General features: G+C 71.5%; 16 protein-coding genes and 2 pseudogenes. 11 read left to right on the top strand and 7 right to left on the bottom strand.

Annotation, left to right across the window (positions count from 1 at the left end):
- The 4 genes and pseudogenes from ACN27J_RS12905 to ACN27J_RS12890 form a co-directional block, all read right to left on the bottom strand.
- On the bottom strand, nt 1-1,323 hold the full coding sequence (locus ACN27J_RS12905) for an IS110 family transposase (RefSeq protein WP_421366303.1): 1,323 nt from the start codon (nt 1,321-1,323) through the stop codon (nt 1-3).
- Nucleotides 1,324-1,548: 225 nt separating this feature from the next.
- A pseudogene (locus tag ACN27J_RS12900) lies at nt 1,549-2,166 on the bottom strand (ATP-binding cassette domain-containing protein); the annotation flags it as partial.
- Nucleotides 2,167-2,176: 10 nt separating this feature from the next.
- Complete coding sequence (gene chvE / locus ACN27J_RS12895; protein WP_278174601.1) at nt 2,177-3,298, bottom strand: multiple monosaccharide ABC transporter substrate-binding protein; 1,122 nt, start codon at nt 3,296-3,298, stop codon at nt 2,177-2,179.
- A gap of 382 nt (nt 3,299-3,680) precedes the next feature.
- Nucleotides 3,681-4,664, bottom strand: a complete 984-nt coding sequence (locus ACN27J_RS12890; protein ID WP_278174600.1) for a LacI family DNA-binding transcriptional regulator — start codon at nt 4,662-4,664, stop codon at nt 3,681-3,683.
- Nucleotides 4,665-5,328: 664 nt separating this feature from the next.
- On the opposite strand from ACN27J_RS12890, the gene ACN27J_RS12885 reads away from it, so the two are divergent.
- The 7 genes from ACN27J_RS12885 to araA all read left to right on the top strand — a co-directional run bounded on the left by ACN27J_RS12885 (nt 5,329) and on the right by araA (nt 14,143).
- Nucleotides 5,329-6,282: an ABC transporter substrate-binding protein gene (locus ACN27J_RS12885; RefSeq protein WP_421372220.1), complete on the top strand. Its 954-nt coding sequence runs from the start codon at nt 5,329-5,331 to the stop codon at nt 6,280-6,282.
- Between the two features lie 137 nt (nt 6,283-6,419).
- Nucleotides 6,420-7,946 carry a sugar ABC transporter ATP-binding protein gene (locus ACN27J_RS12880; RefSeq protein WP_421366301.1) on the top strand — a complete coding sequence of 509 codons (1,527 nt, stop codon included), beginning with the start codon at nt 6,420-6,422 and terminating at the stop codon, nt 7,944-7,946.
- Nucleotides 7,943-9,088, top strand: coding sequence for an ABC transporter permease (locus ACN27J_RS12875; RefSeq protein WP_421366299.1), 1,146 nt, complete (start codon nt 7,943-7,945; stop codon nt 9,086-9,088). The genes ACN27J_RS12880 and ACN27J_RS12875 overlap by 4 nt, the downstream gene beginning before the upstream one ends.
- On the top strand, nt 9,085-10,107 hold the full coding sequence (gene yjfF, locus ACN27J_RS12870; protein WP_421366297.1) for a galactofuranose ABC transporter, permease protein YjfF: 1,023 nt from the start codon (nt 9,085-9,087) through the stop codon (nt 10,105-10,107). The genes ACN27J_RS12875 and yjfF overlap by 4 nt, the downstream gene beginning before the upstream one ends.
- Nucleotides 10,108-10,150: 43 nt before the next feature.
- Nucleotides 10,151-11,833: a ribulokinase gene (gene araB / locus ACN27J_RS12865; RefSeq protein WP_421366295.1), complete on the top strand. Its 1,683-nt coding sequence runs from the start codon at nt 10,151-10,153 to the stop codon at nt 11,831-11,833.
- Nucleotides 11,833-12,570 carry an L-ribulose-5-phosphate 4-epimerase gene (locus ACN27J_RS12860; protein WP_421366293.1) on the top strand — a complete coding sequence of 246 codons (738 nt, stop codon included), beginning with the start codon at nt 11,833-11,835 and terminating at the stop codon, nt 12,568-12,570. Before araB ends, ACN27J_RS12860 begins: the two co-directional genes overlap by 1 nt.
- A gap of 76 nt (nt 12,571-12,646) precedes the next feature.
- Nucleotides 12,647-14,143 (top strand): L-arabinose isomerase, encoded by a 1,497-nt coding sequence (araA, locus tag ACN27J_RS12855; RefSeq protein WP_421366292.1) that lies wholly within the window; start codon nt 12,647-12,649, stop codon nt 14,141-14,143.
- 162 nt (nt 14,144-14,305) lie between these two features.
- Here the strand turns inward: araA and ACN27J_RS12850 are convergent, their stop codons facing one another.
- Together ACN27J_RS12850 and ACN27J_RS12845 are read right to left on the bottom strand one after the other, a co-directional pair.
- On the bottom strand, nt 14,306-15,571 hold the full coding sequence (locus tag ACN27J_RS12850) for an APC family permease (protein WP_421366291.1): 1,266 nt from the start codon (nt 15,569-15,571) through the stop codon (nt 14,306-14,308).
- Nucleotides 15,568-16,434 carry an SURF1 family protein gene (locus ACN27J_RS12845; RefSeq protein ID WP_421366289.1) on the bottom strand — a complete coding sequence of 289 codons (867 nt, stop codon included), beginning with the start codon at nt 16,432-16,434 and terminating at the stop codon, nt 15,568-15,570. The genes ACN27J_RS12850 and ACN27J_RS12845 overlap by 4 nt, the downstream gene beginning before the upstream one ends.
- Before the next feature lie 129 nt (nt 16,435-16,563).
- Between ACN27J_RS12845 and ACN27J_RS12840 the strand changes: the two genes are divergently transcribed.
- Nucleotides 16,564-18,156 carry a cobyrinate a,c-diamide synthase gene (locus ACN27J_RS12840; RefSeq protein ID WP_421366287.1) on the top strand — a complete coding sequence of 531 codons (1,593 nt, stop codon included), beginning with the start codon at nt 16,564-16,566 and terminating at the stop codon, nt 18,154-18,156.
- Here the strand turns inward: ACN27J_RS12840 and ACN27J_RS12835 are convergent.
- The gene (locus ACN27J_RS12835) at nt 18,136-20,199 is read right to left on the bottom strand and encodes a transglycosylase domain-containing protein (protein WP_421372218.1); all 2,064 of its coding nucleotides are present in this window, start codon (nt 20,197-20,199) and stop codon (nt 18,136-18,138) included. The genes ACN27J_RS12840 and ACN27J_RS12835 overlap by 21 nt on opposite strands.
- Nucleotides 20,200-20,381: 182 nt before the next feature.
- Between ACN27J_RS12835 and cobC the strand changes: the two are divergent.
- From cobC to cobA, 3 genes and pseudogenes are all read left to right on the top strand, one after another.
- A pseudogene (gene cobC / locus ACN27J_RS12830) lies at nt 20,382-21,473 on the top strand (Rv2231c family pyridoxal phosphate-dependent protein CobC); the annotation flags it as partial.
- A gap of 95 nt (nt 21,474-21,568) precedes the next feature.
- Nucleotides 21,569-22,618: a nicotinate-nucleotide--dimethylbenzimidazole phosphoribosyltransferase gene (gene cobT, locus ACN27J_RS12825; RefSeq protein ID WP_421372217.1), complete on the top strand. Its 1,050-nt coding sequence runs from the start codon at nt 21,569-21,571 to the stop codon at nt 22,616-22,618.
- Nucleotides 22,615-23,895, top strand: coding sequence for a uroporphyrinogen-III C-methyltransferase (gene cobA / locus ACN27J_RS12820; protein WP_421366286.1), 1,281 nt, complete (start codon nt 22,615-22,617; stop codon nt 23,893-23,895). Before cobT ends, cobA begins: the two co-directional genes overlap by 4 nt.
- Nucleotides 23,896-23,917: the final 22 nt, after the last annotated feature.

Below are 23,917 nucleotides of genomic sequence, written 5' to 3'. Positions count from 1 at the left end.
TCAGGCCGGGTTGAGCTGAACGGTGTGGCCGAGGGCTTCGAGCTGGCGGATGAGGCTACGGGTCTTGCGGTGCTTGTTGATATGGGTGGCGTAGTGGTCCGGGCCGAGATCGATGAAGCTAGCGGTCGGGTCGGCCAGGATGTGCCAGACGATCGTCAGGATGGATCTGGCGATCGCGACCAGGGCTCTGGCTTTGCCTCGGCGTTTGACCAGGCGCCGGTAGCGTTCGCCGAGGAAGGTGTCGGTGCGGGCGGCTGCCGCGGCGGCGTCACCGAGCACACTTTTAAGGTAGGGGCTGCCACGGCCGGTGGGTCCGCGGCGGGTCTTTGACCCGGACTGCATGGTGCGTGGGGACAGTTTCGTCCAGGACACCAGGTGGCCAGCGGTGGGGAACTGGGCCATGTTCCCGCCGGTCTCCGCGATGATGATCTGAGCGACCCGAGGTCCGACACCAGGGATCTCGTCGAGCCGCTCCAAGACCGAAGGCTGATGGGCCGCAGGAGGACAGTCCTCACCAGTACCCGTCGGAGGCAGTGCGGCGATTAGCTGGTCGATGATCACGGTGAGCTTGTCGATCTCGACGTCAAGGGCATCGATCTGCTGCAGCAGGACGGCAGCGATCGTGGCGTGATGGTCGTCGAAACGGCCGGTCAACGCCTCAACCAGAGCGGGACGTTTGACCCGTAGCTTGCCCAGGGCCAGCTCGGCCAGTCGGCGGGGATCGCGTTCACCCGCGACGAGAGCGTCGATCATCGCTCTTCCGGACAGCCCGAGGAAGTTGGTAGCCACCGTGGACAGCTTGATCAAAGCGTCTTCCAGCAGCTTGTCCAAGCGCAGCTTGTAGCGGGTCCGGTCCGCGACGAGGTCGTGGCGCAGCCGGGTGTAGTCGCGGATGTCCCGGATCGCCTTCGGCGGCACGAACGAGGGCCGCAGCATCCCACGCTCGTTGAGCTTGGCCAGCCAGACCGCGTCGAGCTTGTCGGTCTTGGGTCGGCCCGGGACCTGCTTGACGTCGTTGGCGTTGACCAGCCACACGGTCACCCCGTGGGCTTCCAGGATGTAGTAGAACGGTCGCCAGTAGTCGCCGGTCGACTCCAGAACGACACGTTCGATCTGATCGGTGACCAACCGCTGGGCCAAGGCGCAGAGCTCGTTGGTCGTGGACACGACGTCCCAGACCAGCGTCACCCTGCGGTGAGGCTGAGTCGGATGCGGTAGCCGGGTACAGACCTTGCCGGATGCCTTCGCGACGTCGATGGCCGCGACCCGGCTCAACCGGATCTCATGGTCGGGGTCGTGGATCTCTTCAGGTTCTCGTGACATGCCACCGGGCTCCATACGGGCAGAAGGGGGTGGGAGGTCGCCCGTGGGCCACGGTCGGGAACCAAGAAATCTGACCGGCGTGCTCGAAGCAACAGTGTGCGACCCATCGAGGTCGGGCCCCGCGCCAGACTCGTTAACGGCTTCAAGTGCCAAGATCCCATCGGCGTCGGCGGGCGACCGTACCGCAGTTTTTCACGCCATAGCGGCGTGCTCGGCACAGGGTGACTCGTTCAGCTTGTGCGAGATGATTACACAGGTGATGCCGGTGTCCCGCAGCCCGCGGAGCAGGTCGAGCAGGTGCGCGGAGTCCTCGTCGTTGAGCGCGGCGGTGGGCTCGTCCAGGATCAGCAGCTTCACCTGCTTGGACAGCGCCTTGGCGATCTCGACCAGCTGCTGCTTGCCCACCCCGATCTCGGTGACCAGGGTGGTCGGATTCTCCGTCAACCCGACCCGGCGCAGCAGCTCGGCCGCCTGGTGGTTGGTGTGGTTCCAGTCGATCAGCCCACGGCGGGTCTGTTCGTTGCCGAGGAAGATGTTCTCGGCGATGGTCAGCTGCGGGCAGAGCGCCAGCTCCTGGTGGATGATGACGATGCCCCGGTGCTCGCTGTCCCGGATCCCGGCGAACCGGGCCGGCTGGCCGTCGAAGGTGGTCTCTCCGGCGTACGACCCGTGCGGGTAGACGCCGGAGAGCACCTTCATCAGGGTCGACTTGCCGGCGCCGTTCTCGCCGCAGATGGCGTGGATCTCGCCCCGGCGTACGGTCAGATTGACGTCGTGCAGAGCACGCACGCCGGGGAACGTCTTGGTGATGCCCCGCATCTGCAGGATGGCGTCGGTCGGCATGATCGTGGACTCAGCCCAGCTGCTCGGCCGAGTAGTAGCCGCTGTCGATCAGCACCTCGTAGTTGCTCTTGTCGATGATCACCGGCTCGAGCAGGTAGGACGGGACGACCTTCTCCCCGTTGTCGTAGTCGGTGGTGTTGTTGACCTCCGGCTCGTCGCCGCTGAGGATGGCGTGCGCCATCTCGACGGTCTTCTGCGCCAGCTCGCGGGTGTCCTTGAAGATCGTCGAGTACTGCTCGTCGGCCAGGATCGACTTGACAGAGGCCTCCTCGGCGTCCTGCCCGGTCACCACCGGGTAGGGCTGGCCGGCGGTGCCGTACCCGCTGCTCTTGAGCGCGGACAGGATGCCGATGGAGAGCCCGTCGTACGGTGAGAGCACCCCGTCGACGGTGACGCCGCCCTGGTAGGTGCGGGTGAGCAGATCCTCCATCCGTCGCTGCGCGTTGGCCGGGTCCCAGCGCAGGATCGCGACGGTGTCGAAGTCGGTCTGGCCGCTGCGGACCACCAGCTTGCCCGAGTCGATGTGCGGCTGCAGCACCGACATCGCGCCGTCGAAGAAGAAGGTGGCGTTGTTGTCGTCCGGCGATCCGGCGAACAGTTCGATGTTGAACGGCCCGTCGGCCTCGCCGGCGGAGCCGTCCGCGTTGAGTACGCCGAGCCCGACCAGCAGCGACGTCGCCTGCTGTACGCCGACCTGGAAGTTGTCGAAGGTGGCGTAGTAGTCCACGTTGGGGCTGCCGAGGATCAGCCGGTCGTAGGAGATGACCGGGATGCCCTGGTCGGCGGCCTGCTGCAGCTGAGTGGTCAGCGCCTTGCCGTCGATCGAGGCGATGATCAGCAGCCGGGCGCCCTGGGTGATCTGGTTCTCGATCTGGTTGACCTGGGTCGGGATGTCGTTCTCCGCGTACTGCAGGTCGACTTCGTAACCCAGCTCCTCGAGCGCGGCCTTGACGTTGTCGCCGTCGCTGATCCAGCGTTCGGAGGACCGGGTGGGCATCGTGACACCGACCAGGGCCCCCGTGTTGTCGCCGTTGCCGGTCTCCTGGTTGATGGTCTTCTCGCTGGAACCGCAGGCGGCCAGACCGGTCGCCAGGGCGGCGGCTGCGCCGATCGTGGCCAGCCGTCGAATCATGGTGCTGGTGCGCAGTTGCACGGACGTCTCCCTCTTCTGGGATGGGCTGCGGGCGGTGGCGCCGCAGGCGGGAGGTTGTGGTGCCGTGGGCGATGAGGTGCCGGGCCGCTGGGCGGTGACCCGGTACGGCGGACGGCCGCTGGCCATGCGGCCCCGTCACGCTGTCGGGTTGCTGCAACTATCGGTGGCTATGTGAGTCGCAGTGTTATCGCTCACAAGATCGCTGTCAAGAGCCCCTACGCGATCCTGGGGAAACCGATGCGAAACATCTGACCGGCTTGGTCGGCGACTCAACCGCAGCCACCCCGACTCCTCCGTCGGAGCACGTTCCCGCAGCTCAGAGGATTGACTTGGGGTGTCGTCAGCTAGGCCCGGGGCCGGTTCAGCTGGGTGCGGCGACGCTGCGCCGGTGCACCAGGGTCGGCTCGATGGTGTGCCGCTCGTCGCTGCGCGCGCCCGACTCGATCTGCCGCAGCAGCAGCGCCAGACTCGCCTTGGCCACCGCGTCGAAGTCCGGCCGGACGGTGGTCAGCGGTGGGGTGAAGTAGGCGGCCTCCGGCACGTCGTCGAAGCCGATGATGCTGACCTCGTCCGGCACCCGCCGGCCCCGCTCGCTCAGTGCCCGCAGGATGCCCAGCGCGAGGTGGTCGTTGGCGGCGAAGATGGCGGTGACGTCGCGCATCCGGGCCAGCATCTGCCCGGCCCGGTAGCCGGACGCCGCGCTCCAGTCGGCCGGCACCAGTGGCGGGACCTCGGCACCGGCGTCCCGCAGGGTCTGCTCCCAGCCGTGGATCCGCCCGGCGCTGTCGAACCAGTCGCCCGGACCGGAGACGTGCCAGACGGTCGGGTGACCCGCGTCCAGCAGGCACCGGGTGGCGGCCCGTGCCCCGGCCGCCTGGTCGACGGTGACCAGCGCGGTGTTGCGCTGCGGGTCACCGTCGATGGTGACCAGCGGCACCCCGGCCGGCACCTGTTCCACGGCCTCGCCGGCGGAGACCACCGGTGCGATCACTACCAGGCCGGCGACCCGCTGGTCGAGGTGGCGGTCGACGACGCCGGCGATGGACTGCCGGTCCAGGCTGCGGACGCTGCCCACATTGACCGCGAACCCGGCGGCCCCGGCGGCCTGCTCGAACGCGGCGAGCAGGGACGCCGGGCCGTAGAGCGTCGAGTTCTGTGCCACAACGCCGATCACCTGTGACTTGCCGGTGACCAGGGCGCGGGCGGCGCGGTTCGGCCGGTAGCCCAGCTCGGCGATGGCGGCCCGGACCCGCAGCCGGGTCTGTTCGCGCACGTTGGGGTGACCGTTGAGCACCCGGGACACCGTCTGGTGGCTAACCCCGGCCAGTCTGGCCACATCCGTCATCGCCGGTTCCCGGACGCTTCTGCTGCTCACCGCTGCCCACCTCAAGTCCGGCCGGGACGTGCCGGCACTGCCGATGATCTTTCAGACCCGGCGTGGTGCCAGGGCCGTGGAACTGGACCGGCCGGGTGGGCCGGGCTGTCTTCCGGTGCCCGTGCCAGCTCCGTCAACAGCGAGGTTAGCGGTCACCCGCCGGGAGCCGCCATGGGCTGGCGGCGAGCCGAGGGGAGAACCTGGTCCCATCGATCCGGCAGTGGTAGCCCACTACGGGGACCCGACCGGATATCCTTGTCTGCGACAGTTGTCGATGTTATCGCTCATCTGATCGTCCAGCCCCACTCGGTGTCGCCGAGGAAAGTTGTCGCAACAGAGCGGTAACGGCCGCGATCCACCCCCTTGACGTGCTTGATGAGAACGGTAACACTCCTGAAACGCGGCGGTTGAGCCCCAGCCGTCGATGGCATCCCGACCAATCTGGCCACCTGGGAAGGGTGTCGGCAGGGTGAAAGCTCGGCGCATGCCGGGTGTTTGACCAGGCCACGAAGTTAACGCTAACAATCGGTCCACCGCATCCGTGGGCCGTTTCGACCGCCGGTCGTCCGGCCAACCGGCGGACGACATCAGCCTCAGCGGGAGGTAGGCAGTGTTCAGACGTTTTTCCGCCGTCATGATCGCGGCGATGATGGTGGCGACCACCGCCGCCTGTGGTGACTCGGGCGCGGAGGGGGGTGGCGGGGGCGACGACCAGATCGTCCTCGGCTTCTCCCAGGTCGGTGCCGAGAGTGGCTGGCGTACCGCGAACACCAAGTCGATCCGGGATTCCGCAGCCGAGGCCGGGATCGAGCTGAAGTTCGCCGACGCCCAGCAGAAGCAGGAGAACCAGATCAAGGCGATCCGCAACTTCATCGCCCAGCGGGTCGACGTGATCGCCTTCTCCCCGGTCGTGGAGTCCGGGTGGGACACGGTGCTCAAGGAGGCCAAGGACGCCGAGATCCCGGTGATCCTGACCGACCGGGCGGTGGACTCGCAGGACGAGACGCTCTACGAGACCTTCATCGGCTCCGACTTCGTCCTCGAGGGTCGGCTCTCCGGGGAGTGGCTGGTCGAGGAGTTCGCCGACGAGTCGGGACCGGTGCGGATCGTCGAGCTGCAGGGCACCACCGGCTCGGCCCCGGCCAACGACCGCAAGCAGGGCTTCGGCGAGGCGATCGCGGCCGACCCGAAGTTCGAGATCATCGCGTCGCAGACCGGTGAGTTCACCCGGGCCAAGGGCAAGGAGGTCATGGAGGCCTTCCTCCAGGCCCACGACGACATCGACGTGCTCTTCGCGCACAACGACGACATGGGTCTCGGCGCGATCGAGGCGATCGAGGCCGCCGGTCTGGTGCCCGGCCAGGACATCACGATCATCACGATCGACGCGGTCCGCGACGGCATGCAGGCGCTCGCCGACGGCAAGATCAACTTCATCGCGGAGTGCAGCCCGCTGCTCGGGCCACAGCTGATGGAGCTGGTCGAGCAGGTGCACGCCGGCGAGTCGGTGCCCAAGCGGGTGGTCACCGAGGAGACCACCTTCACCCAGGAACAGGCCAAGGAAGCACTGCCCACCCGGGAGTACTGAGCCGGGCCGTCGCCCCGCCCGGCCACCGCGCCGGGCGGAACGACGGGGGCAGGCGCCGGCCGCCGGCCCGGTCGGCCCTCGCAGGCGCCGACCGGGCCGGCGGTGGCCGGCCGCAGCGACAGCAGTGAGAGGTACGGATGACCGACGCGGCGCCGATCCTGGAGATGACCGGGATCGGCAAGACCTTCCCCGGCGTCGTCGCGCTCGACGACGTCGATTTCCGGATGTTCCCCGGCGAGGTGCACGCCCTGATGGGCGAGAACGGCGCCGGCAAGTCCACCCTGATCAAGGTTCTCACCGGGGTCTACGGGATCGACCGCGGCGAGATCCGGCTCGCCGGCCGGCAGGTGCGGTTCGCCGGTCCGCTGCAGGCCCAGCAGGCCGGCGTCAGCACCGTCTACCAGGAGGTGAACCTCTGCCCCAACCTGTCGGTGGCGGAGAACATCTTCATCGGGCGGGAGCCCCGTCGGTTCGGCGCGATCAGGTGGGCCACGATGCGGCGCCGCTCGGCCGAGCTGCTGCACCGGCTGCACCTCGACATCGACGTGACGGCGCCGCTGTCCAGCCACTCGCTCGCCGTACAGCAGATGGTCGCCATCGCCCGCGCGGTGGACATCTCGGCCAAGGTGCTCATCCTCGACGAGCCGACCTCCAGCCTCGACGCCTCCGAGGTGGAACAGCTGTTCGCGGTGATCCGCCAGCTCAAGGAGTCCGGCGTGGCGATCCTGTTCGTCTCGCACTTCCTTGACCAGGTCTACGAGATCGCCGACCGGATGACCGTGCTGCGCAACGGCCGGTTGATCGGTGAGTGGCCGGTCGCGCAGCTGAGCCAGCTGGAGCTGGTGGCCAAGATGATCGGCAAGGACCTCAGCGTGCTGGAGCAGCTCGACGGTGAGTCCAAGCCGGACCTGGCCACCCTGGAGGGCGGCCAGCCGGTGCTGGAGGCCACCGGACTCGGCCGGTCCGGGGCGATCGCCCCGTTCGACCTGACCATCCACGCCGGCGAGGTGGTCGGCTTCGCCGGGCTGCTCGGATCGGGGCGTACCGAGGCGGCCCGACTGCTGTTCGGCGCCGACCGCGCGGAGCGGGGCCGGGTGAGCATCGCCGGCAAGCCGACCGCGCTGCGCGGCCCACGCGCCGGGATGGCCAACGGCATCGCCTTCTGCTCCGAGAACCGGCGGGCCGAGGGCGTCGTCGAGGACCTGACCGTACGGGAGAATCTGGTCCTCGCCATGCAGGCCGCCCGGGGGTGGGCCCGACCGATCCCGCGTCGCCGCCAGGACGAGCTGGTCGCCAAGTACATCGCCGCGCTGCAGATCCGCCCGGCCGACCCGGAGCTGCCGATCCGCAACCTGTCCGGCGGCAACCAGCAGAAGGTGCTGCTGGCCCGCTGGCTGATCACCGAGCCCAAGCTGCTCATCGTCGACGAACCGACCCGGGGGATCGACGTCGGTGCCAAGGCGGAGATCCAGCGCCTGGTGGTCGAGCTGGCCGGCGGCGGCATGGCGGTGCTGTTCATCAGCGCCGAGCTGGAGGAGGTCCTCCGGCTCAGCCACAAGATCGCGGTACTGCGGGACCGGCAGATGATCGACCAGCTCGCCAACGGCGCGGGCGTCGACGTGGACCGGATCATGCGGACCATCGCCGGGGAGGCGGCAGCATGAGCGACACGCATCGACGACTGACCGGCCTGGTTCGGCAGCGGCTGTTCTGGCCGGTGCTGATCCTGGTGGTGCTGCTGGTCAGCAACCTGTTCTTCACCCCGAGCTTCTTCTCCATCACGGTTCGCGACGGGCACCTGTACGGGTCGTTGATCGACATCCTGCGGGCCAGCACCCCGCTGGTCCTGGTCGCCGTCGGGATGACCGTGGTCATCGCCACCGGCGGCATCGACCTGTCCGTCGGCTCGGTGATGGCCATCTCCGGCGCGCTCGCCTGCCTGCACATCAGCGGTCTGGCCGACCAGAACAGCGTCGGCGGCGTACTGTTCGCCGTCGTCCTCGCGCTCGGGCTGTCGGTGCTGCTCGGCCTCTGGAACGGCACCCTGGTCGCCGCGATCGGCATCCAGCCGATCATCGCCACGTTGATCCTGATGGTGGCCGGCCGAGGGCTGGCCCAGCTGATCACCGACGGGCAGATCATCAACGTCAACTCGGCGCCGTACAAGGTGATCGGCGCCGGCTACGCGCTCACCCTGCCGGTGTCGGTGCTCATCGTCGTCGCGGTGGTCACCGCCGCGGCGCTGCTGATCCGGCGCAGCGCGCTCGGCATGCTGGTCGAGTCGGTCGGCGGCAACCCGACCGCCAGCCGACTGGCCGGCATCCGCGCCCGGCAACTCGTCATCCTGGCGTACGTCTTCGCCGGACTGTGCGCCGGCATCGCCGGTCTGATCTTCAGCTCCAACGTCTCCAGCGCCGACGGCAACAACGCCGGCAATCTGATCGAGCTCGACGCGATCCTCGCCGTCGTCATCGGCGGTACCGCGCTCACCGGCGGCCGGTTCTCCCTCGCCGGCAGCGTCCTCGGCGCGGTGATCATCAAGGCGCTGGACATCACCATCTACACCATCGGCATCCCCAGCGAGGCGACGCTGCTGTTCAAGGCGGTCGTGGTCATCGTGCTGTGCCTGGCCCAGTCGTCGGCGTTCCGCGCCCGACTGGCCGGGATCACCCGCCGGGGCGGCCCGGACCGCCCACCCGGCTCCCCGCCCGGTTCGCCGTCCGGGAAGCGACCGGACGGCACCGGTGGCGGGCTGCCCCAGCAGGCCGGCCCGGCGGCACCGGCAGAGGCGGAGGTACGGGCATGATCGACGTCAGCGACCCCCGGCAGGCGACGGCCACCGCGCCGACGCCGACCGTGCGCCCTCGGCGGTACCTGCCGCAGCAACGGCACCTGCCGGTGCTCGCCACGCTCACCCTGCTCGCCACCATGTACGGTCTCGGCGCGCTCAACTACACCGGGTTCGCCCAGCCGCAGATCCTGCTGAACGTCTTCGTCGACAACGCCTTCCTGCTGGTCGTCGCGGTCGGGATGACCTTCGTGATCCTCACCGGCGGCATCGACCTGTCGGTCGGCGCGGTGGTCGCCCTGACCACCGTCTGCGCCGCCGTGCTGCTGCGCGAAGGCTGGCCGGCCGGCGTGGTGCTGCCGCTGGTCCTGCTCATCGGCACCACGCTCGGGCTGCTGATGGGCCTGATCATCCACTTCTTCGACATCCAGCCGTTCATCGTGACCCTCGCCGGGATGTTCTTCGCCCGTGGGCTCTGCCACCTGATCACCAGCGACTCGATCCCGATCACCGACGCGTTCTGGACCGCGGCGGCGCAACACCGGATCCGCTTCGGCGACGGCTACTTCATCTCGATCAGCGTGGTCATCGCGCTCGTCGTCGTGCTGATCGCCGCCTTCGTGCTCGCGTACACGCCGTTCGGCCGCAACGTGTACGCGATCGGCGGCAACCCGCAGTCCGCGTTGCTGATGGGGCTGCCGGCCGGGCGGACCCGGATCGCCGTCTACACCGTCAGCGGGTTCTGCGCGGCCCTCGGTGGCGTGCTGCTCAGCTTCTACATGCTCTCCGGCTACAGCCTGCACGCCCAGGGAATGGAACTCGACGCGATCGCCGCGGTGGTGATCGGCGGCACGCTGCTGACCGGCGGATCGGGGTACCTGCTCGGCACCGTCCTCGGCGTCGGGGTGCTCGGTCTCATCCAGACGATCATCGCCTTCCAGGCGGATCTGAGTTCCTGGTGGACGAAGATCGTCATCGGGGTGCTGCTGTTCGCCTTCATCATCCTGCAACGCCTGGTCACCCGGCGGCGCAGATGACTCACCATAGTGGCCAGGCCAGAATCCACCACAGGGAGAACGGGTGAACACCGACCAGTACACCATCGGCATCGACTTCGGCACCCTGTCCGGGCGGGCCGTCGTGGTCCGGGTCGCCGACGGCACCGAAGCCGGCTCGGCGGTGCACGAGTACCGCAACGCCGTCATCGACCGGGCCCTGCCCACCAGCGGCAAACCGCTGCCGCCCGACTGGGCCCTGCAGGACCCGGAGGACTACCGGGACGTGCTGCGCCACGCCGTGCCGGCGGCACTCGCCGACGCCGGCGTGGCCCCGGCGCAGGTGATCGGCATCGCCACCGACTTCACCGCGTGCACCGTGCTGCCGACCCTGGCCGACGGCACCCCGCTGTGCCAGCTGCCCGAGCTGGCCGAGCAGCCGCACGCCTGGCCGAAGCTGTGGAAGCATCACTCGGCGCAGCCACAGGCCGACCGGATCAACGCCCTGGCCCACCAGCGCGGCGAGCCGTGGATCGGCCGGTACGGCGGCAAGATCTCCGCCGAGTGGCAGTTCGCCAAGGCGTTGCAGGTGCTGGAGGAGGACCCGGAGGTCTACTCCCGTACCGAGCGGTGGATCGAGGCCGCCGACTGGATCGTCTGGCAGCTGTGCGGCGCCGAGACCCGAAACGCCTGCACCGCCGGCTACAAGGGTATCTACCAGGACGGCCGGTACCCGGACCCGGCGTACCTGGCCGCGCTGCACCCCGACTTCGCCGACTTCGCGGCCACCCGGCTGGAACACCCGATCCTGCCGCTGGGCGCCCGGGCCGGCGGGTTGACCGCCGAGGCCGCCGGCTGGACCGGGCTGCCGGCCGGCATCGCGGTGGCCGTCGGCAACGTCGACGCGCACGTCACCCCGCCGGCGGCCGGCGCGGTCGCACCGGGACAGCTGCTCGCCGTGATGGGCACCTCGACCTGCCACGTGATGAACGGCACCGACCTGGTCGAGGTCCCGGGCATCTGCGGCGTCGTCGACGGCGGCATCACCGCCGGGGCGTACGGCTACGAGGCCGGCCAGTCCGGCGTCGGTGACATCTTCGCCTGGTTCGTCGACAACGGCGTACCGCCGGCGGTGCACGACGAGGCCGCGCGCCTCGGACTCAGCGTGCACGACCTGCTCACCCGGCAGGCCACCGAGCAGCCGGTCGGCGGGCACGGGCTGGTCGCCCTGGACTGGCACAGCGGCAACCGGTCGGTCCTGGTCGACCATCACCTGTCCGGGCTGATCGTCGGGCTGACCCTGGCGACCCGGCCGGACGAGATCTACCGGGCGCTGATCGAGGCGACCGCGTTCGGCACCCGGACCATCGTGGAGACGTTCGAACGGGCCGGGCTGCCGGTGACCGAGTTCGTCGTCGCCGGTGGGTTGAAACGAAACAAGCTGATCATGCAGATCTACGCCGACGTGCTGCGCCGGCCGGTCAGCGTGGCCAGCTCCGACCAGGCACCGGCGCTCGGTTCGGCGATCCACGCGGCGGTCGCCGCCGGGGCGTACCCGGACGTGGTCACCGCGGCAGGGGTGATGGGCGCGGTGGAGACCGCCGTCTACCGCCCCGACCCCGATGCCGCCGCCGGCTACGACCGGCTGTACGCCGAGTACCAGCTGCTGCACGACCACTTCGGCACCGGTGCCGACAAGGCGATGCACCGGCTGCGGGACATCCGCAACGCCGCGCTCGCCCGCTCCGACCGGGAGGTATCCGCCTGATGAGCACCACCGCCCGCGCAACGACCGCCGGCTCCGCAACGACCGCCGGCTCCGCCACCGACGTCGCAGCCACCGACGTGGCCGCCGAGATCACCCGGCTGCGTGCCGAGGTGTGCCGGCTGCACGAGCACCTGACCCGCTGGGGGCTGGTCACCTGGACCAGCGGCAACGTCTCGGCCCGGGTGCCCGGCGCCGACCTGCTGGTGATCAAGCCGTCCGGGGTCAGCTACGACGAGCTCACCCCGGCGCACATGGTCGTCACCGATCTCGACGGCTCGCTGGTCGAGGGCGACTACGCGCCGTCGAGCGACACCGAGGCACACGCGTACGTCTACCGGCACATGCCGCAGGTCGGCGGGGTGGTGCACACGCACAGCCCGTACGCCACCGCCTGGTCGGCACGCGGCGAACCGATCCCGTGCGCGGTGACCGCGATGGCCGACGAGTTCGGCGGCGAGATCCCGGTCGGGCCGTTCGCGTTGATCGGCTCCGACGCGATCGGCCGGGGCATCGTCGCGACGCTCACCGGACACCGGTCACCGGCGGTGCTGATGCGCCAGCACGGCCCGTTCACCATCGGCGCGACCGCGAAGGCGGCGGTGAAGGCGGCGGTGATGTGCGAGGACGTGGCCCGCACCATCCACCTGGCCCGCCAGCTCGGTCCGGTCGAGCCGCTGCCGCAGGCGGCGGTCGACGCGCTGTACGAGCGCTACCAGAACGTGTACGGCCAGCGGTGAACCGCAGCCGGCAGAGATTGTCCAGATGGGACCGAGAAGTGTGGCACAGGGGGGATCCGTGGTGATGGAGGCATCGATGCGGTCGGCGCAGGTGTGGTTTCTGACCGGCAGCCAGGGGCTGTACGGTCCGGAGACGTTGCAGCAGGTGGCTGAGCAGTCCCAGGAGATCGCCCGGCGGTTGGACGACGCCGACGGGCTGCCGGTCAAGATCGTCTGGCAGCCGGTGCTGACCAGCCCGGAGGAGATCCTGCGGGTCTGCCTCGCCGCCAACGCCGAACCCGGCGTGGTCGGGGTGGTCGCCTGGATGCACACGTTCTCCCCGGCGAAGATGTGGATCTCCGGCCTGGACGCGCTGCGCAAGCCGCTGCTGCACCTGCACACTCAGGCGAACGTGACGCTGCCGTGGGCCGAGATCGACATGGACTTCATGAACCTGAACCAGGCCGCGCACGGCGACCGCGAGTTCGGCTACGTGCAGACCCGGCTCGGGGTGGCCCGCAAGACCGTCGCCGGCCACGTCAGCGACCCCCGGGTCGTCGGCCGGATCGCCGGCTGGGCGCGGGCCGCGATCGGCCACACCGAGCTGCGGTCACTGAAGCTGGCCCGGTTCGGCGACAACATGCGCAACGTCGCGGTCACCGAAGGCGACAAGGTGGAGGCGCAGGTCCGGTTCGGCGTCTCGGTCAACACGTACGGGGTGAACGAGCTGGTCGAGGCGGTCGACGCGGTACCGGACCCCGACGTCAAGGTCCTCGTCGACGAGTACGAGCAGCGGTACCGGGTGGACCCGGCGTTGCGGGCCGGTGGCGACCGGCACGACTCGCTGCGCTACGCCGCCCGCATCGAGCTGGGCCTGCGCGGCTTCCTGACCGAGGGCGGCTTCCGGGCCTTCACCACCAACTTCGAGGACCTGGGCGGGCTGCGGCAGCTGCCCGGCCTGGCGGTGCAGCGGCTGATGGCCGACGGCTACGGCTTCGGCGGTGAAGGCGACTGGAAGACCGCCGTACTGGTACGCACCCTCAAGGCGATGTCCGTCGGCACCTCCGGTGGTACGTCGTTCATGGAGGACTACACCTACGACCTGACCCTTGGCCAGGAGCTCATCCTCGGAGCGCACATGCTGGAGGTCTGCCCGAGCATCGCCGCCGACACCCCGTCGTGTGAGATCCACCCGCTGAGCATCGGCGGCCGGGAGGACCCGGTACGGCTGGTCTTCGACGCCGCACCCGGCCGGGCCGTCGTGCTCGGCATGGTCGACCTGGGCGAACGGTTCCGCCTGGTGGCCAACGAGATAGAGGTCGTGCCGCCGGCACAGCCGTTGCCGAAGTTGCCGGTGGCCCGGGCGGTGTGGCGCCCCGAGCCGGACCTGCCGACGTCGGCCGAGGCGTGGCTGACCGCCGGCGGCCCGCACCACACCGTCCTCTCCCAGGCCGTCGGGGTGGACGAGTTGCACGATCTGGCCGAGATGACCGGCACCGAACTGGCGGTCATCGACGCCGACACGACGGTCCGGCGGTTCGCCGCCGAGCTGCGCTGGAACCAGGCGTACCACCGGCTCGCCCGCGGCTTCTGACGCCTGCCGGTCTCGCTGCCCGGGTGCTGGCGCCCCGGGCAGCGGGACCGGCGGGGCCACGGTCCGGGCCGTCGAGGGAACCGTCATTGTCGTCAAATCGGCTCCAAGACAACCATGTGGGTTCCCTCGCCGCCGGGCATCGCTCGCGGGCGGCCGGATGGCTCAGCGGCGGGCGCGGACGCTGCGGCCGGCCCACCAGACGACGCCGCCGACGGCGAAGACCACCAGTCCGGTGAGCACCGCCGTGCCGGGCAGGGTGGCGGCCAGCAGCAGACAACCGGCGATCCCGACGACCGGTACGGCCTTAGGCAGCGCGCCCTCGTCGCGGCGCAGGGTCAGCGCGGCGGCGTTGGCCACCGCGTAGTAGATCAGTACGCCGAACGACGAGAAGCCGATCGCCTCGCGCAGGTCGGCGACGCAGACCAGGGCGACCACCGCGACCCCGACCGCGATCTCCGCCCGGTGCGGCACCTGCCGACGTGGGTGTACGGCATCCAGCCCGGCCGGCAGGTGCCGGCCCCGGGACATTGCGAACACGGTCCGGGACACCCCGAGGATCAACGCCAGCAGCGCGCCGAGCGCCGCCGTAGCCGCGCCGATCCGTACCACCGGGACCAACCAACCGGCACCGGCCTGTGACACGGCGGCGGCCAGCGGTGCCGGAGCGGCGGCCAGCCCGGCCGGGCCCAGGGCCCGCAACGTGGCGATCGCGACCAGCGCGTACACCGTCAGGGTGATGCCCAGCGCGATCGGAATCGCCTGCGGGATGGTGCGCCGCGGGTCGCGGACCTCCTCGCCGAGGGTGGCGATCCGGGCGTAGCCGGCGAAGGCGAAGAAGAGCAGCCCGGCGCCCTGCAGCACCCCCCAACCGTCGACGGGTACGCCGCCCGCCGCGCCGACGACCGGCCCGGTGCCGCCGAGCAGGCCGGCCACGACCACCGCCGCCAGCACCACCAGCACGACACCGACGATGATCCGGGTGGCCAGCGCCGACCGGTGTACGCCGAACAGGTTCAGCGCGGTGAGCGCGACCACCGCGGCGACCGCTACCGGCCGGGCGTACCCCGGTGCCAGGTAGCTGCCGACGGTGAGCGCCATCGCCGCGCACGAGGCGGTCTTGCCGACCACGAACCCCCAGCCGGCGAGGTGGCCCCAGAGGTCGCCGAGGCGTTGTCGGCCGTACACGTAGGTGCCGCCGGACTCCGGGTAGCGGGCGGCCAGTCGCGCCGACGACATCGCGTTGCAGTAGGCCACCACGGCGGCGACGCCGAGCGCGGCCAGCAGCCAGCCGCCGGCGGCCGCCGCCGCCGCCGGGGCGAACGCGGCAAACACCCCGGCGCCGATCATCGCGCCGAGACCGACGACCACCGCGTCGCCGGTGCCGAGCCGACGGGCCAGACCGCCGGGCGACGGGTCGGTCGGGCTCACCGCACGGTAGTCGGACGCTGGTTGACCGGGTCGGCATCGCCTCCGGTGGCATCGGCCCGGTCACCGCCGCTGTCTGCGGCCCGGTCACCGCCACCGGCGGCCGGCCGCCGCCGGTGGTGTGCCTCGCGCCGGGCCAGCCAGCCGAAACCGACCAGGGTCATCGCCGCGAAGATCCACCACTGGGCCACGTAGCCGCCGTTCTGCCAGCTGTTCTCGTGCCGGATCGGCACGGCGACGAAGACCGGGTCGGCCGGCGGGTCCTGCTGCTGCAGCAGCACGTAACCGCCGTAGATCGGGTAGGGCAGCTCGGCGGCGAGCACCGGGGTGGCGATCCGCCGGGTCTGCAGCGTGCCGTCCTGGCGGGTCACCGAGCCGGACATCGGCTCCGGCTGGCGCAGCAGCCCGGTCACCCTCACCTCGCCGGTCGGTGCCGGCGGCACCGGCGGCGCGACGGCGAGCCCACTGTCGTCCGGCGGGATCCAGCCCCGGTCGACCAGCACCGCGGAGCCGTCCGCCAGCACCAGCGGGGTGAGCACCTGGTACCCGACCCGGCTGTTCACCGTACGGCTGCGGACCAGCACGTGGTTGTCGCTGTCGTAGCGCCCGACGGCGGTCACCCTGGTCCAGGTCGCCGACTCCGGCGGCGCGTCGCCGGCCTGCCCGGGTGCCGGACCGGGGCGGCCGGCGGCCTGGGTCAGCTCGGCCGGGGTCTGCTGCCCGGCGGCGTCGATCCGGTCGTTGACCGCGCTGCGTTGGTGGTAGCGGTCGAGCTGCCAGTTTCCCAGCTGTACCATCACCGCCGCAGCGGCCAAGGCCACCGCGAGGTAGCCCAGCCACCGGGGCGTCAGCAGGAACCGGTACACATTGCGGAGACTACCGGGTATCGTCTTGCGGCTGTTCGACCGATGCCGTCGGTGGCGGTCCGGCCGACCCCACCGGGCGTCCGTCGGGCCCGGGACCGCCCGCCACCCGTACGTACAGAGGAGTCGTAGATGCCGTCCCTGCCCCGCCTGGTGGTGAGCGCCCCCGCGTCCGGCCACGGCAAGTCGTCGGTGGCGATCGGCCTGCTGGCCGCGCTGCGGCACCGAGGGCTGAGCACCGCCGGGCTGAAGGTCGGGCCGGACCACACCGACGCCGCGTACCTGGGTGCCGCCGCCGGGCGTCCGGGCCGCAACCTGGACCCGATGCTGGTGGGCTCCGGACGGATCGGTCCGTTGCTGGCGCACGGTGCGGCCGGAGCCGACATCGCCGTGGTCGCCGGGGCGATGGGGCTGTTCGACGGTCTCGGTAGCCGACCGGACAGCCCGTCCACGGCCACCGTCGCCACCGCCGTGCGCGCCCCGGTGCTGCTGGTGGTGGACGCGGCGACGATGGGCCAGTCGGTGGGCGCGCTGGTGCACGGCTTCCGGGCGTACGACGAACTGCTCTGGCTCGGCGGGGTGATCCTCAACCGGGTCAGCTCGGCGCGGCACGAACAGGTGCTCCGTACCGCGTTGGACGAGATCGGTGTGCCGGTGCTCGGTGCGCTGCACCGGGGCGAACTGCCGGCGGGGATTCCGCGCCCGGCCGGGGTGGTGCCGGTCGCCCACCACAGCATCGACACGGTACGGCTGATCCGCCGGCTCGGTGAGGCGGTGGACGCGGCCGTCGACCTGGACCTGGTGCTGGCGATGGCCCGGTCAGCGCCGCCGCTGCCGGTGCCGGAGTGGACCGCCGGCGACGCGTTGGCGGCCGAGGCCGAGGCGGCCGGGGTGCCGCCGGCGCCGCCGCCGGCCCGGCGTCCGGTGATCGCGGTCGCCGGCACCGCCGAGCTGATCTACGGCTACGCGGAGACGGTCGAACTGCTCACCGCCGCCGGTGCCGCGGTGGTGCCGGTCGATCCGCTGCGGGACGAGTCGTTGCCGGAGGCGACGGCGGCGCTGGTGCTGCCCGGCGGGCTGCCGGAGACCTACCTGCCGGAGTTGTCGGCGAACCGGGCGTTGACCCTCGCGGTGGCCGACCTCGCCCGGTCCGGTCGGCCGGTGCTTGCCGAGGGGACCGGGCTGCTCTGGCTGGTCCGGGAGTGTGACGGGCGGCCGATGGGTGAGGTGTTCGACGCGGCGGCGTCGACCACCGACCGGATGATCGTCGGCTACCGGGAGGCGACGTCGCGGGCGGCCACCCCGGTCGCGCCGCTCGGCGGCCGACTGATCGGCTACAAGCAGCACCAGATGGTGGTTTCCCCGCGTGCCGGCCACACCCCCGCGTGGACCTGGGGCAACGGGGTGCCGGAGGGCTTCGTCTGGCGTCGGGTGCACGCCTCCCAGTTGACGCTGCACTGGGCGGGGGCGCCGGAGATCGCCCGGCGACTGGTGGTCGCCGCCGCCGACGGCCGCCCGGGGGCGGGCTCACCCGGTCCGGGCTCACCGGCCGGCGAGCCCGGACCGCCGGTGCCGCCGCACCCGTCCGGCCCGCATCCGCCCGGCCCCTACCCGCCCGCTTCGCATCCGGCCGCGCCGCATCCGGCCGGGCCGCGGCCGCCGTCGGTCGGCGACGACGAGGACACCGAGCCGGTGCTGGTGGCCTCAGCCGACGATCTCGGCTGACGGCGGAGTGAACTGGCGTACCGGCTTGTCCTTGAGGGCGTTCTTCAACGTGCCGGCGGCGGAGTCCACCGGCTTCTGCGACTGCCAGTCGCCGACCGCGTTGAACGGGTTGTCCGGGTCGGCGATGAAGCTGGCCACGGCGAGGTCCGGGGTGTAGCCGGTGAACCAGGCGGACCGGGTGCTGTCGGTGGTACCGGTCTTGCCGGCAACCGGCCGCCCGACCGCCTTGGCGACCCCTTCGGCGGTGGCCCAGCCGCCACAGCCGCCGGCGGCCGGGCGGTCACCGACCGGGCAGCGGGCGGCGTCGGTGGCGGCCCGGGCCACGTCCGGCGAGAAGGCCGCCCGGCAGCGCGGGGTTGCCACCTCGACGTCGACCCCGGTCAACGCCCGGTAGGTGACCGGGCTGCCGTCCGGGTTCTCCACCGCCAGCACCGGGGAGTCCTCGCAGTGGCTGCCGTCGGCGGCGATGGTGGCGTACGCGTTCGCCATCTCCAGCGGGGTCACGTCGGAGACGCCGAGGGTGAACGCACCCCACTTGCTGGCGTACTCCGGTGAGGCGTTGCGCCGGTCGACGTCGGTGCGCCAACGCAGCCCGAGCCGCTCGGCCATCTGCACCGCCTTCTCCGCGCCGACCTGCTGCAACAACCAGACGAAGTAGGTGTTGACCGACTTACCGAACCCGGACCACATGTAGTGGAAACCGGCCATCGACCCGTCGGCGTTGCTCGGGCACCACCGTCCGCCGCAGCTGCTGGAGCCCTGGCCGCCGTCGTAGATGGAGTTGATCCGGTGCGGCGCGTTGAACCCGGAGCGCAACGGCATCCCGGCGTCCAGCGCGGCCAGCATGGTGAACATCTTGAAGGTCGAGCCGGCCTGGTACCCGGGCAGGTCGCCGCCGCCGAGCAGCGGTGTCACCGTGTTCGGGTAGTTGCCTTTGACCTTCTCCCGCAGGTTGGGGTTGGAGTGCTGGCCGTTGTCGGTCTGGTCGAGCGAGTAGACCCGGTTGACCGCCATCGCCTTGACCTGTCCGGTGCCGGGTTCGACCGCCACCAGGCCGTGCGCGAACGGGCTGCCGATCGACTCCCGGGAAGTGACCTGTTCCTGGGCGACCTTCTGGATGCCGGGGTCGAGGCTGGTGACGATCCGGTACCCGCCGGTACGCAGGTTGGCCAGCCGCTCGGACGGGCTGTCGCCGAACGCCTTCTGGCTCATCCACCAGGACTTGAGGTAGTCGCAGAAGAAGCCCCAGTCGTTGTGCTCCTGCGGCACCGACACGCACTCGTTCGGCGGGGTGCTCAGGTTGAGCCGGATCGGTTCGGCCTTGGCCTGCTCGGCGGCGACCGGGGAGAGGTAGCCCAGGTCGGCCATTCGGTCGATCACGTAGTTGCGCCGCTCGGTGGCGGCGGCCTGGTCCGATGTCGCCGGGTCGTACTCCGACGGTGCCTTGACCAGTCCGGCGATCAGCGCGGCCTCGCTGGCGGTCAGCGCCTTCGGGTGCTTGGAGAAGAAGATCTCCGCGGCGGCGTAGATGCCGTACGCCCGGTGACCGAAGTAGGCGGCGTTGAGGTACCGCTCCAGGATCTCCGGTTTGGACATCTGCTTCTCGAGCTCCATCGCGATCCGGATCTCCCGGATCTTGCGGCCGGGGGTCTGTGCCGTGGCCGCCTGCAGCTCCAGCGGGTTCTGGGCGGTCTGCTGCAGGGCGAGCCGGACGTACTGCATGGTCAGGGTGGAGCCGCCCTGGGACACCCCGCCGGCCTGCTGGTTGGCGACGAACGCCCGGGCGACGCCCTTCGGGTCGACGCCGGAGTGCTGGTAGAACCGGTTGTCCTCGGAGGCGACGATGGCCTGCTGGATGAACGGCGACATCTCGGTCAGCGGTACGTACTTGCGGTGCTCCTCGTAGAACATCGTCACCAGGGTCTTGCCGTCGGCGGCGTAGACGTACGACGTCTGGGCGGGCTGGGCCTCGCGCAGCTCGCTGGGGATCTGGTCGATCGCCTTGGTGCTGGCGATGACGCCGAGACCGGCGACGGCGGCCATCGGGTACGCGGCGGCGGCGACCACGACACCGGCGATCAGACCGGCCCGGAGCAGTTGGACGAGGCGGCCACTGCGAGCTGGGTGGCGGGTGCGTTTCCTCACGGCCCAAAGCTAAGCCGGACAGCCACAAAAAGTGACCAAAAGGATTAACACCATAAGACGAATCGTGTCACAAGCGTCACCCTTCGTCGATTTCATCCCGCCCGCCCGGCATGATCGCCACCATGCAGGAGTACGATCTCGGGCACCACGGCGACGTCGAGGCCACCCCCGGCCTGATCGACCTGGCGGTCAACGTCCGCGTCGGCGAACCGCCGCGCTGGCTGACCGAACCGGTCTCTGCCAGCCTGCGCGACCTCGCCCGCTACCCCGACCAGCGGGCCGCTGTCACGGCCGTCGCCGCCCGGCACCGCCGGCCCGCCAGCGAGGTGCTGCTCACCGCCGGCGCCGCCCAGGGCTTCGTCCTGATCGCCCAGGCGCTGCGCGACGCCCGCCGCCCGGTAGTGGTGCACCCGCAGTTCACCGAGCCGGAAGCCGCCCTGCGCAACGCCGGGCACCGGGTCGACCGGGCGCTGCTGTCCGCCGACACCGGGTTCACCCTCGACCCCGCCCTCGTCCCGGCCGACGCGGACCTGGTGCTCATCGGCAACCCGACCAACCCGACGTCGGTGCTGCACCCCGCCGAGACGGTCGCCGCGCTCACCCGACCGGGCCGGGTCGTCGTCGTCGACGAGGCGTTCGCCGACACCACCTGCGCCGCCGGCGTTACGGGCGAACCGCAGTCGCTGGCCGACCGGCGCGACCTGCCCGGACTCGTCGTGGTGCGCAGCCTGACCAAGACCTGGGGACTGGCCGGGTTGCGGATCGGCTACCTGCTCGGCCCGGAGCCGCTGCTGCGCCGGCTCGCCACCGCGGCGCCGCTGTGGCCGGTCGCCACTCCGGCGCTGGTCGCCGCCGAGGTGTGCGCCAGCCGCCGGGCGGTAGGCGCCGAACGCCGGTTCGCCGCCGCGCTCGCCGCCGAGCGCGCCCACCTGGTCCGACGGCTCGCCGAACTGCCCGGGGTCACCGTGGCCGGCACCCCGGCCAGCGCGTTCGTCCTGATCCACGTCGCCGGTGCGCAGCGGGTGCGGCACCGGCTGCGTGAGCGGGGCTACGCGGTACGCCGCGGTGACACCTTCCCCGGGCTGGGTGTCGACTGGCTGCGGATCGCGGTACGGGACACTGCCACCACCGACGCCTTCGTCTCCGTGTTGTCGACCACCCTGGAGGACTGATGCCCGACGGTCGTGGAGGACTGATGCCCGATGGTCGTGGAGGACTGATGCCCGACGGCTCTGGAGGTCCTGTGCCCGACGGCCCGACCGGCTCACTGATCGAGGCGACCCTGGCGCGGATCCGGCCACCGGACGGCGACGCGATGACGCAGGCCCGCGCACTGCACGCCCGGCTGACCAAGCCGGCCGGCTCACTCGGCGCGCTGGAGGAGCTCTCGGTACGGCTCGCCGGCCTCGCCGCGGCCTGCCCGCCACCGCTGTCCGAGCCCGGCGCGGTGGCCGTCTTCGCCGCCGACCACGGGGTGCACCGGCAGCGGGTCACCCCCTGGCCGCAGGAGGTCACCGCGCAGATGGTGGCCAACTTCCTGGCCGGCGGCGCGGTGGTGAACGCCTTCGCCCGGCAGATGGGGGCCAGCGTCACCGTGGTCGACGTGGGCGTGGCCGCGCCGCTGGAGCCCGCCGACGGGCTTGTGTCGGCCCGGGTACGCCCCGGCACCGCCGACCTGTCCAGCGGGCCGGCGATGACCGTCGACGAGGCCCGTACCGCCATCGAGGTGGGTATCCGGGTCGCCGGCGACCTGCACGACGGTGGCGCCGCCAGCCTGCTCACCGGTGACATGGGAATCGCCAACACCACTGCGGCGGCGGCCCTGATCGCCGGCTTCACCGGTGCGACGGCGGCTGACGTCACTGGCCGGGGCACCGGGGTCGACGAGCAGACGTACCAGCGGAAAGTGTCCGTGGTGGAGGCGGCGCTGCGCCGGCACCGGCCGGACCCGGCCGACCCGGTCGGGGTGCTGGCCGCGCTCGGCGGGCTGGAACACGCGGCGCTCTGCGGCTTCCTGCTCGGCGCCGCCGCCCGGCGGATCCCGGTGATCCTGGACGGGGTCAGCGCGGTGGCCGCCGCGCTGGCCGCGGCGGCCCTGGCCCCGCACACCACCGCCGCGATGGTCGCCGGGCACCGTTCGGTGGAGCCGGGGGCTACCGTTGGGCTGCGCCAGCTCGGCCTGCACCCACTGGTCGACCTGGAGCTGCGCCTGGGAGAGGGCACCGGCGCCCTGCTCGCCTGGCCGATGGTGGCCAGTGCGGTCCGGGTCCTGCACGAGGTGGCCACCTTCGACGCGGCGGGAGTTTCCGAGAAGTGAACCTTTACCCACTGGGGCTGCGGCTGGACGGCCGGCGGGTGCTGGTGGTCGGCGGCGGCACGGTCGCCACCCGGCGGGTGCCGGCGTTGCTGGACGCCGGAGCCGACGTGCTCGTCGTGTCACCCGAGCTGACCCCGGCATTGCACGGCCTGGTCACCGCCGGTCGGCTGGGCTGGCGGCAGCGGCGGTTCCAGCCCGGTGACCTCGACGGTGCCTGGCTGGTCCAGGTCGCCGTCGACGACCCGGCGGCGGCGGCCGAAGTCAGCGCCGCCGCTGAGCCCCGGCGGGTGTTCTGCGTACGGGCCGACGACCGGACCGAGGCGACCGCCTGGACCCCGGCGGTGACCCGGCACGGCCCGGTGACCGTGGCGGTGCTCGGCGGCGGGGACCCGCAGCGGGCGGTCCGGGTCCGGGACGCGATCGACCAGCGGCTGGCCGACGGCACCATCCCGGTTGCCGGCACCGCCGGGGAGGCACCGGCCACCGCCGGCCCCGGCCCGACCGGCCGGGTGGTCCTGGTCGGCGCCGGCCCCGGCGACCCGGAACTGATCACCGTGAAGGGCCGCCGCGCGCTCGCCGAAGCCGACGTGGTGGTCGCCGACCGGCTGGTGCCGGGGCTGCTGCTGGACGAGCTGCCCGCCCGGGTCGAGCTGGTCGACGCCGCGAAGATCCCGTACGGCCCGGCTGCCGCCCAGGAGGAGATCAACCGGATCCTGGTGGACCGGGCCCGGGCCGGGTCCGTCGTGGTCCGGCTCAAGGGCGGTGACCCGTACGTGTTCGGCCGGGGCGGCGAGGAGCTGCTGGCCTGCGTCGGGGCGGGCGTACCGGTGTCGGTGGTGCCCGGCGTGAGCAGTTCGGTCGCGGCACCCGCCGCCGCCGGTATCCCGGTCACCCACCGGGGGGTGGCCCACGAGTTCACCGTGGTCTCCGGCCACCTGCCGCCGGGGCACCGGCTGTCGCTCGTCGACTGGCCGGCGCTCGCCCGGCTGCGCGGCACCCTGGTGGTGCTGATGGGGCTGAAGAACCTGCCGGCGATCGCCGAGACGCTGCTCGCCAACGGCCGTGGCGCGGAGACCCCGGCGGCGGTGGTGCAGGAGGCGACCACCGGTGCCCAGCGGGCGCTGACGTCGACCCTGGGTGCGGTGGCCGGCGAGGCCGCAGCCGCCGGGCTGCGGCCGCCGGCCGTGGTGGTCGTCGGCGACGTGGTCGGCACGCTGGACGTGCCGACCGATCGAGCCGACCGGCCAACCGATCGAGCCGACCGGACCGAGGACTGAGCGGTCCGGCGCGCCGGGGGAG

It is taken from the genome of Solwaraspora sp. WMMB762 (genome assembly GCF_049179115.1).
GTDB lineage: Bacteria > Actinomycetota > Actinomycetes > Mycobacteriales > Micromonosporaceae > Micromonospora_E.
The sequence above is the reverse complement of the archived record's forward strand: the minus strand, read 5'-3'. Positions and strand labels throughout refer to the sequence as shown.

Coding starts and splice junctions, on each gene's coding strand:
- ACN27J_RS12905 (WP_421366303.1), bottom strand. CDS start 1,323: ATGTCACGAGAACCTGAAGAGATCCACGACCCCGACCATGAGATCCGG.
- chvE (WP_278174601.1), bottom strand. CDS start 3,298: ATGATTCGACGGCTGGCCACGATCGGCGCAGCCGCCGCCCTGGCGACC.
- ACN27J_RS12890 (WP_278174600.1), bottom strand. CDS start 4,664: ATGACGGATGTGGCCAGACTGGCCGGGGTTAGCCACCAGACGGTGTCC.
- ACN27J_RS12885 (WP_421372220.1), top strand. CDS start 5,329: ATGATCGCGGCGATGATGGTGGCGACCACCGCCGCCTGTGGTGACTCG.
- ACN27J_RS12880 (WP_421366301.1), top strand. CDS start 6,420: ATGACCGACGCGGCGCCGATCCTGGAGATGACCGGGATCGGCAAGACC.
- ACN27J_RS12875 (WP_421366299.1), top strand. CDS start 7,943: ATGAGCGACACGCATCGACGACTGACCGGCCTGGTTCGGCAGCGGCTG.
- yjfF (WP_421366297.1), top strand. CDS start 9,085: ATGATCGACGTCAGCGACCCCCGGCAGGCGACGGCCACCGCGCCGACG.
- ACN27J_RS12860 (WP_421366293.1), top strand. CDS start 11,833: ATGAGCACCACCGCCCGCGCAACGACCGCCGGCTCCGCAACGACCGCC.
- araA (WP_421366292.1), top strand. CDS start 12,647: ATGCGGTCGGCGCAGGTGTGGTTTCTGACCGGCAGCCAGGGGCTGTAC.
- ACN27J_RS12840 (WP_421366287.1), top strand. CDS start 16,564: ATGCCGTCCCTGCCCCGCCTGGTGGTGAGCGCCCCCGCGTCCGGCCAC.
- ACN27J_RS12835 (WP_421372218.1), bottom strand. CDS start 20,199: ATGGCCGCCGTCGCCGGTCTCGGCGTCATCGCCAGCACCAAGGCGATC.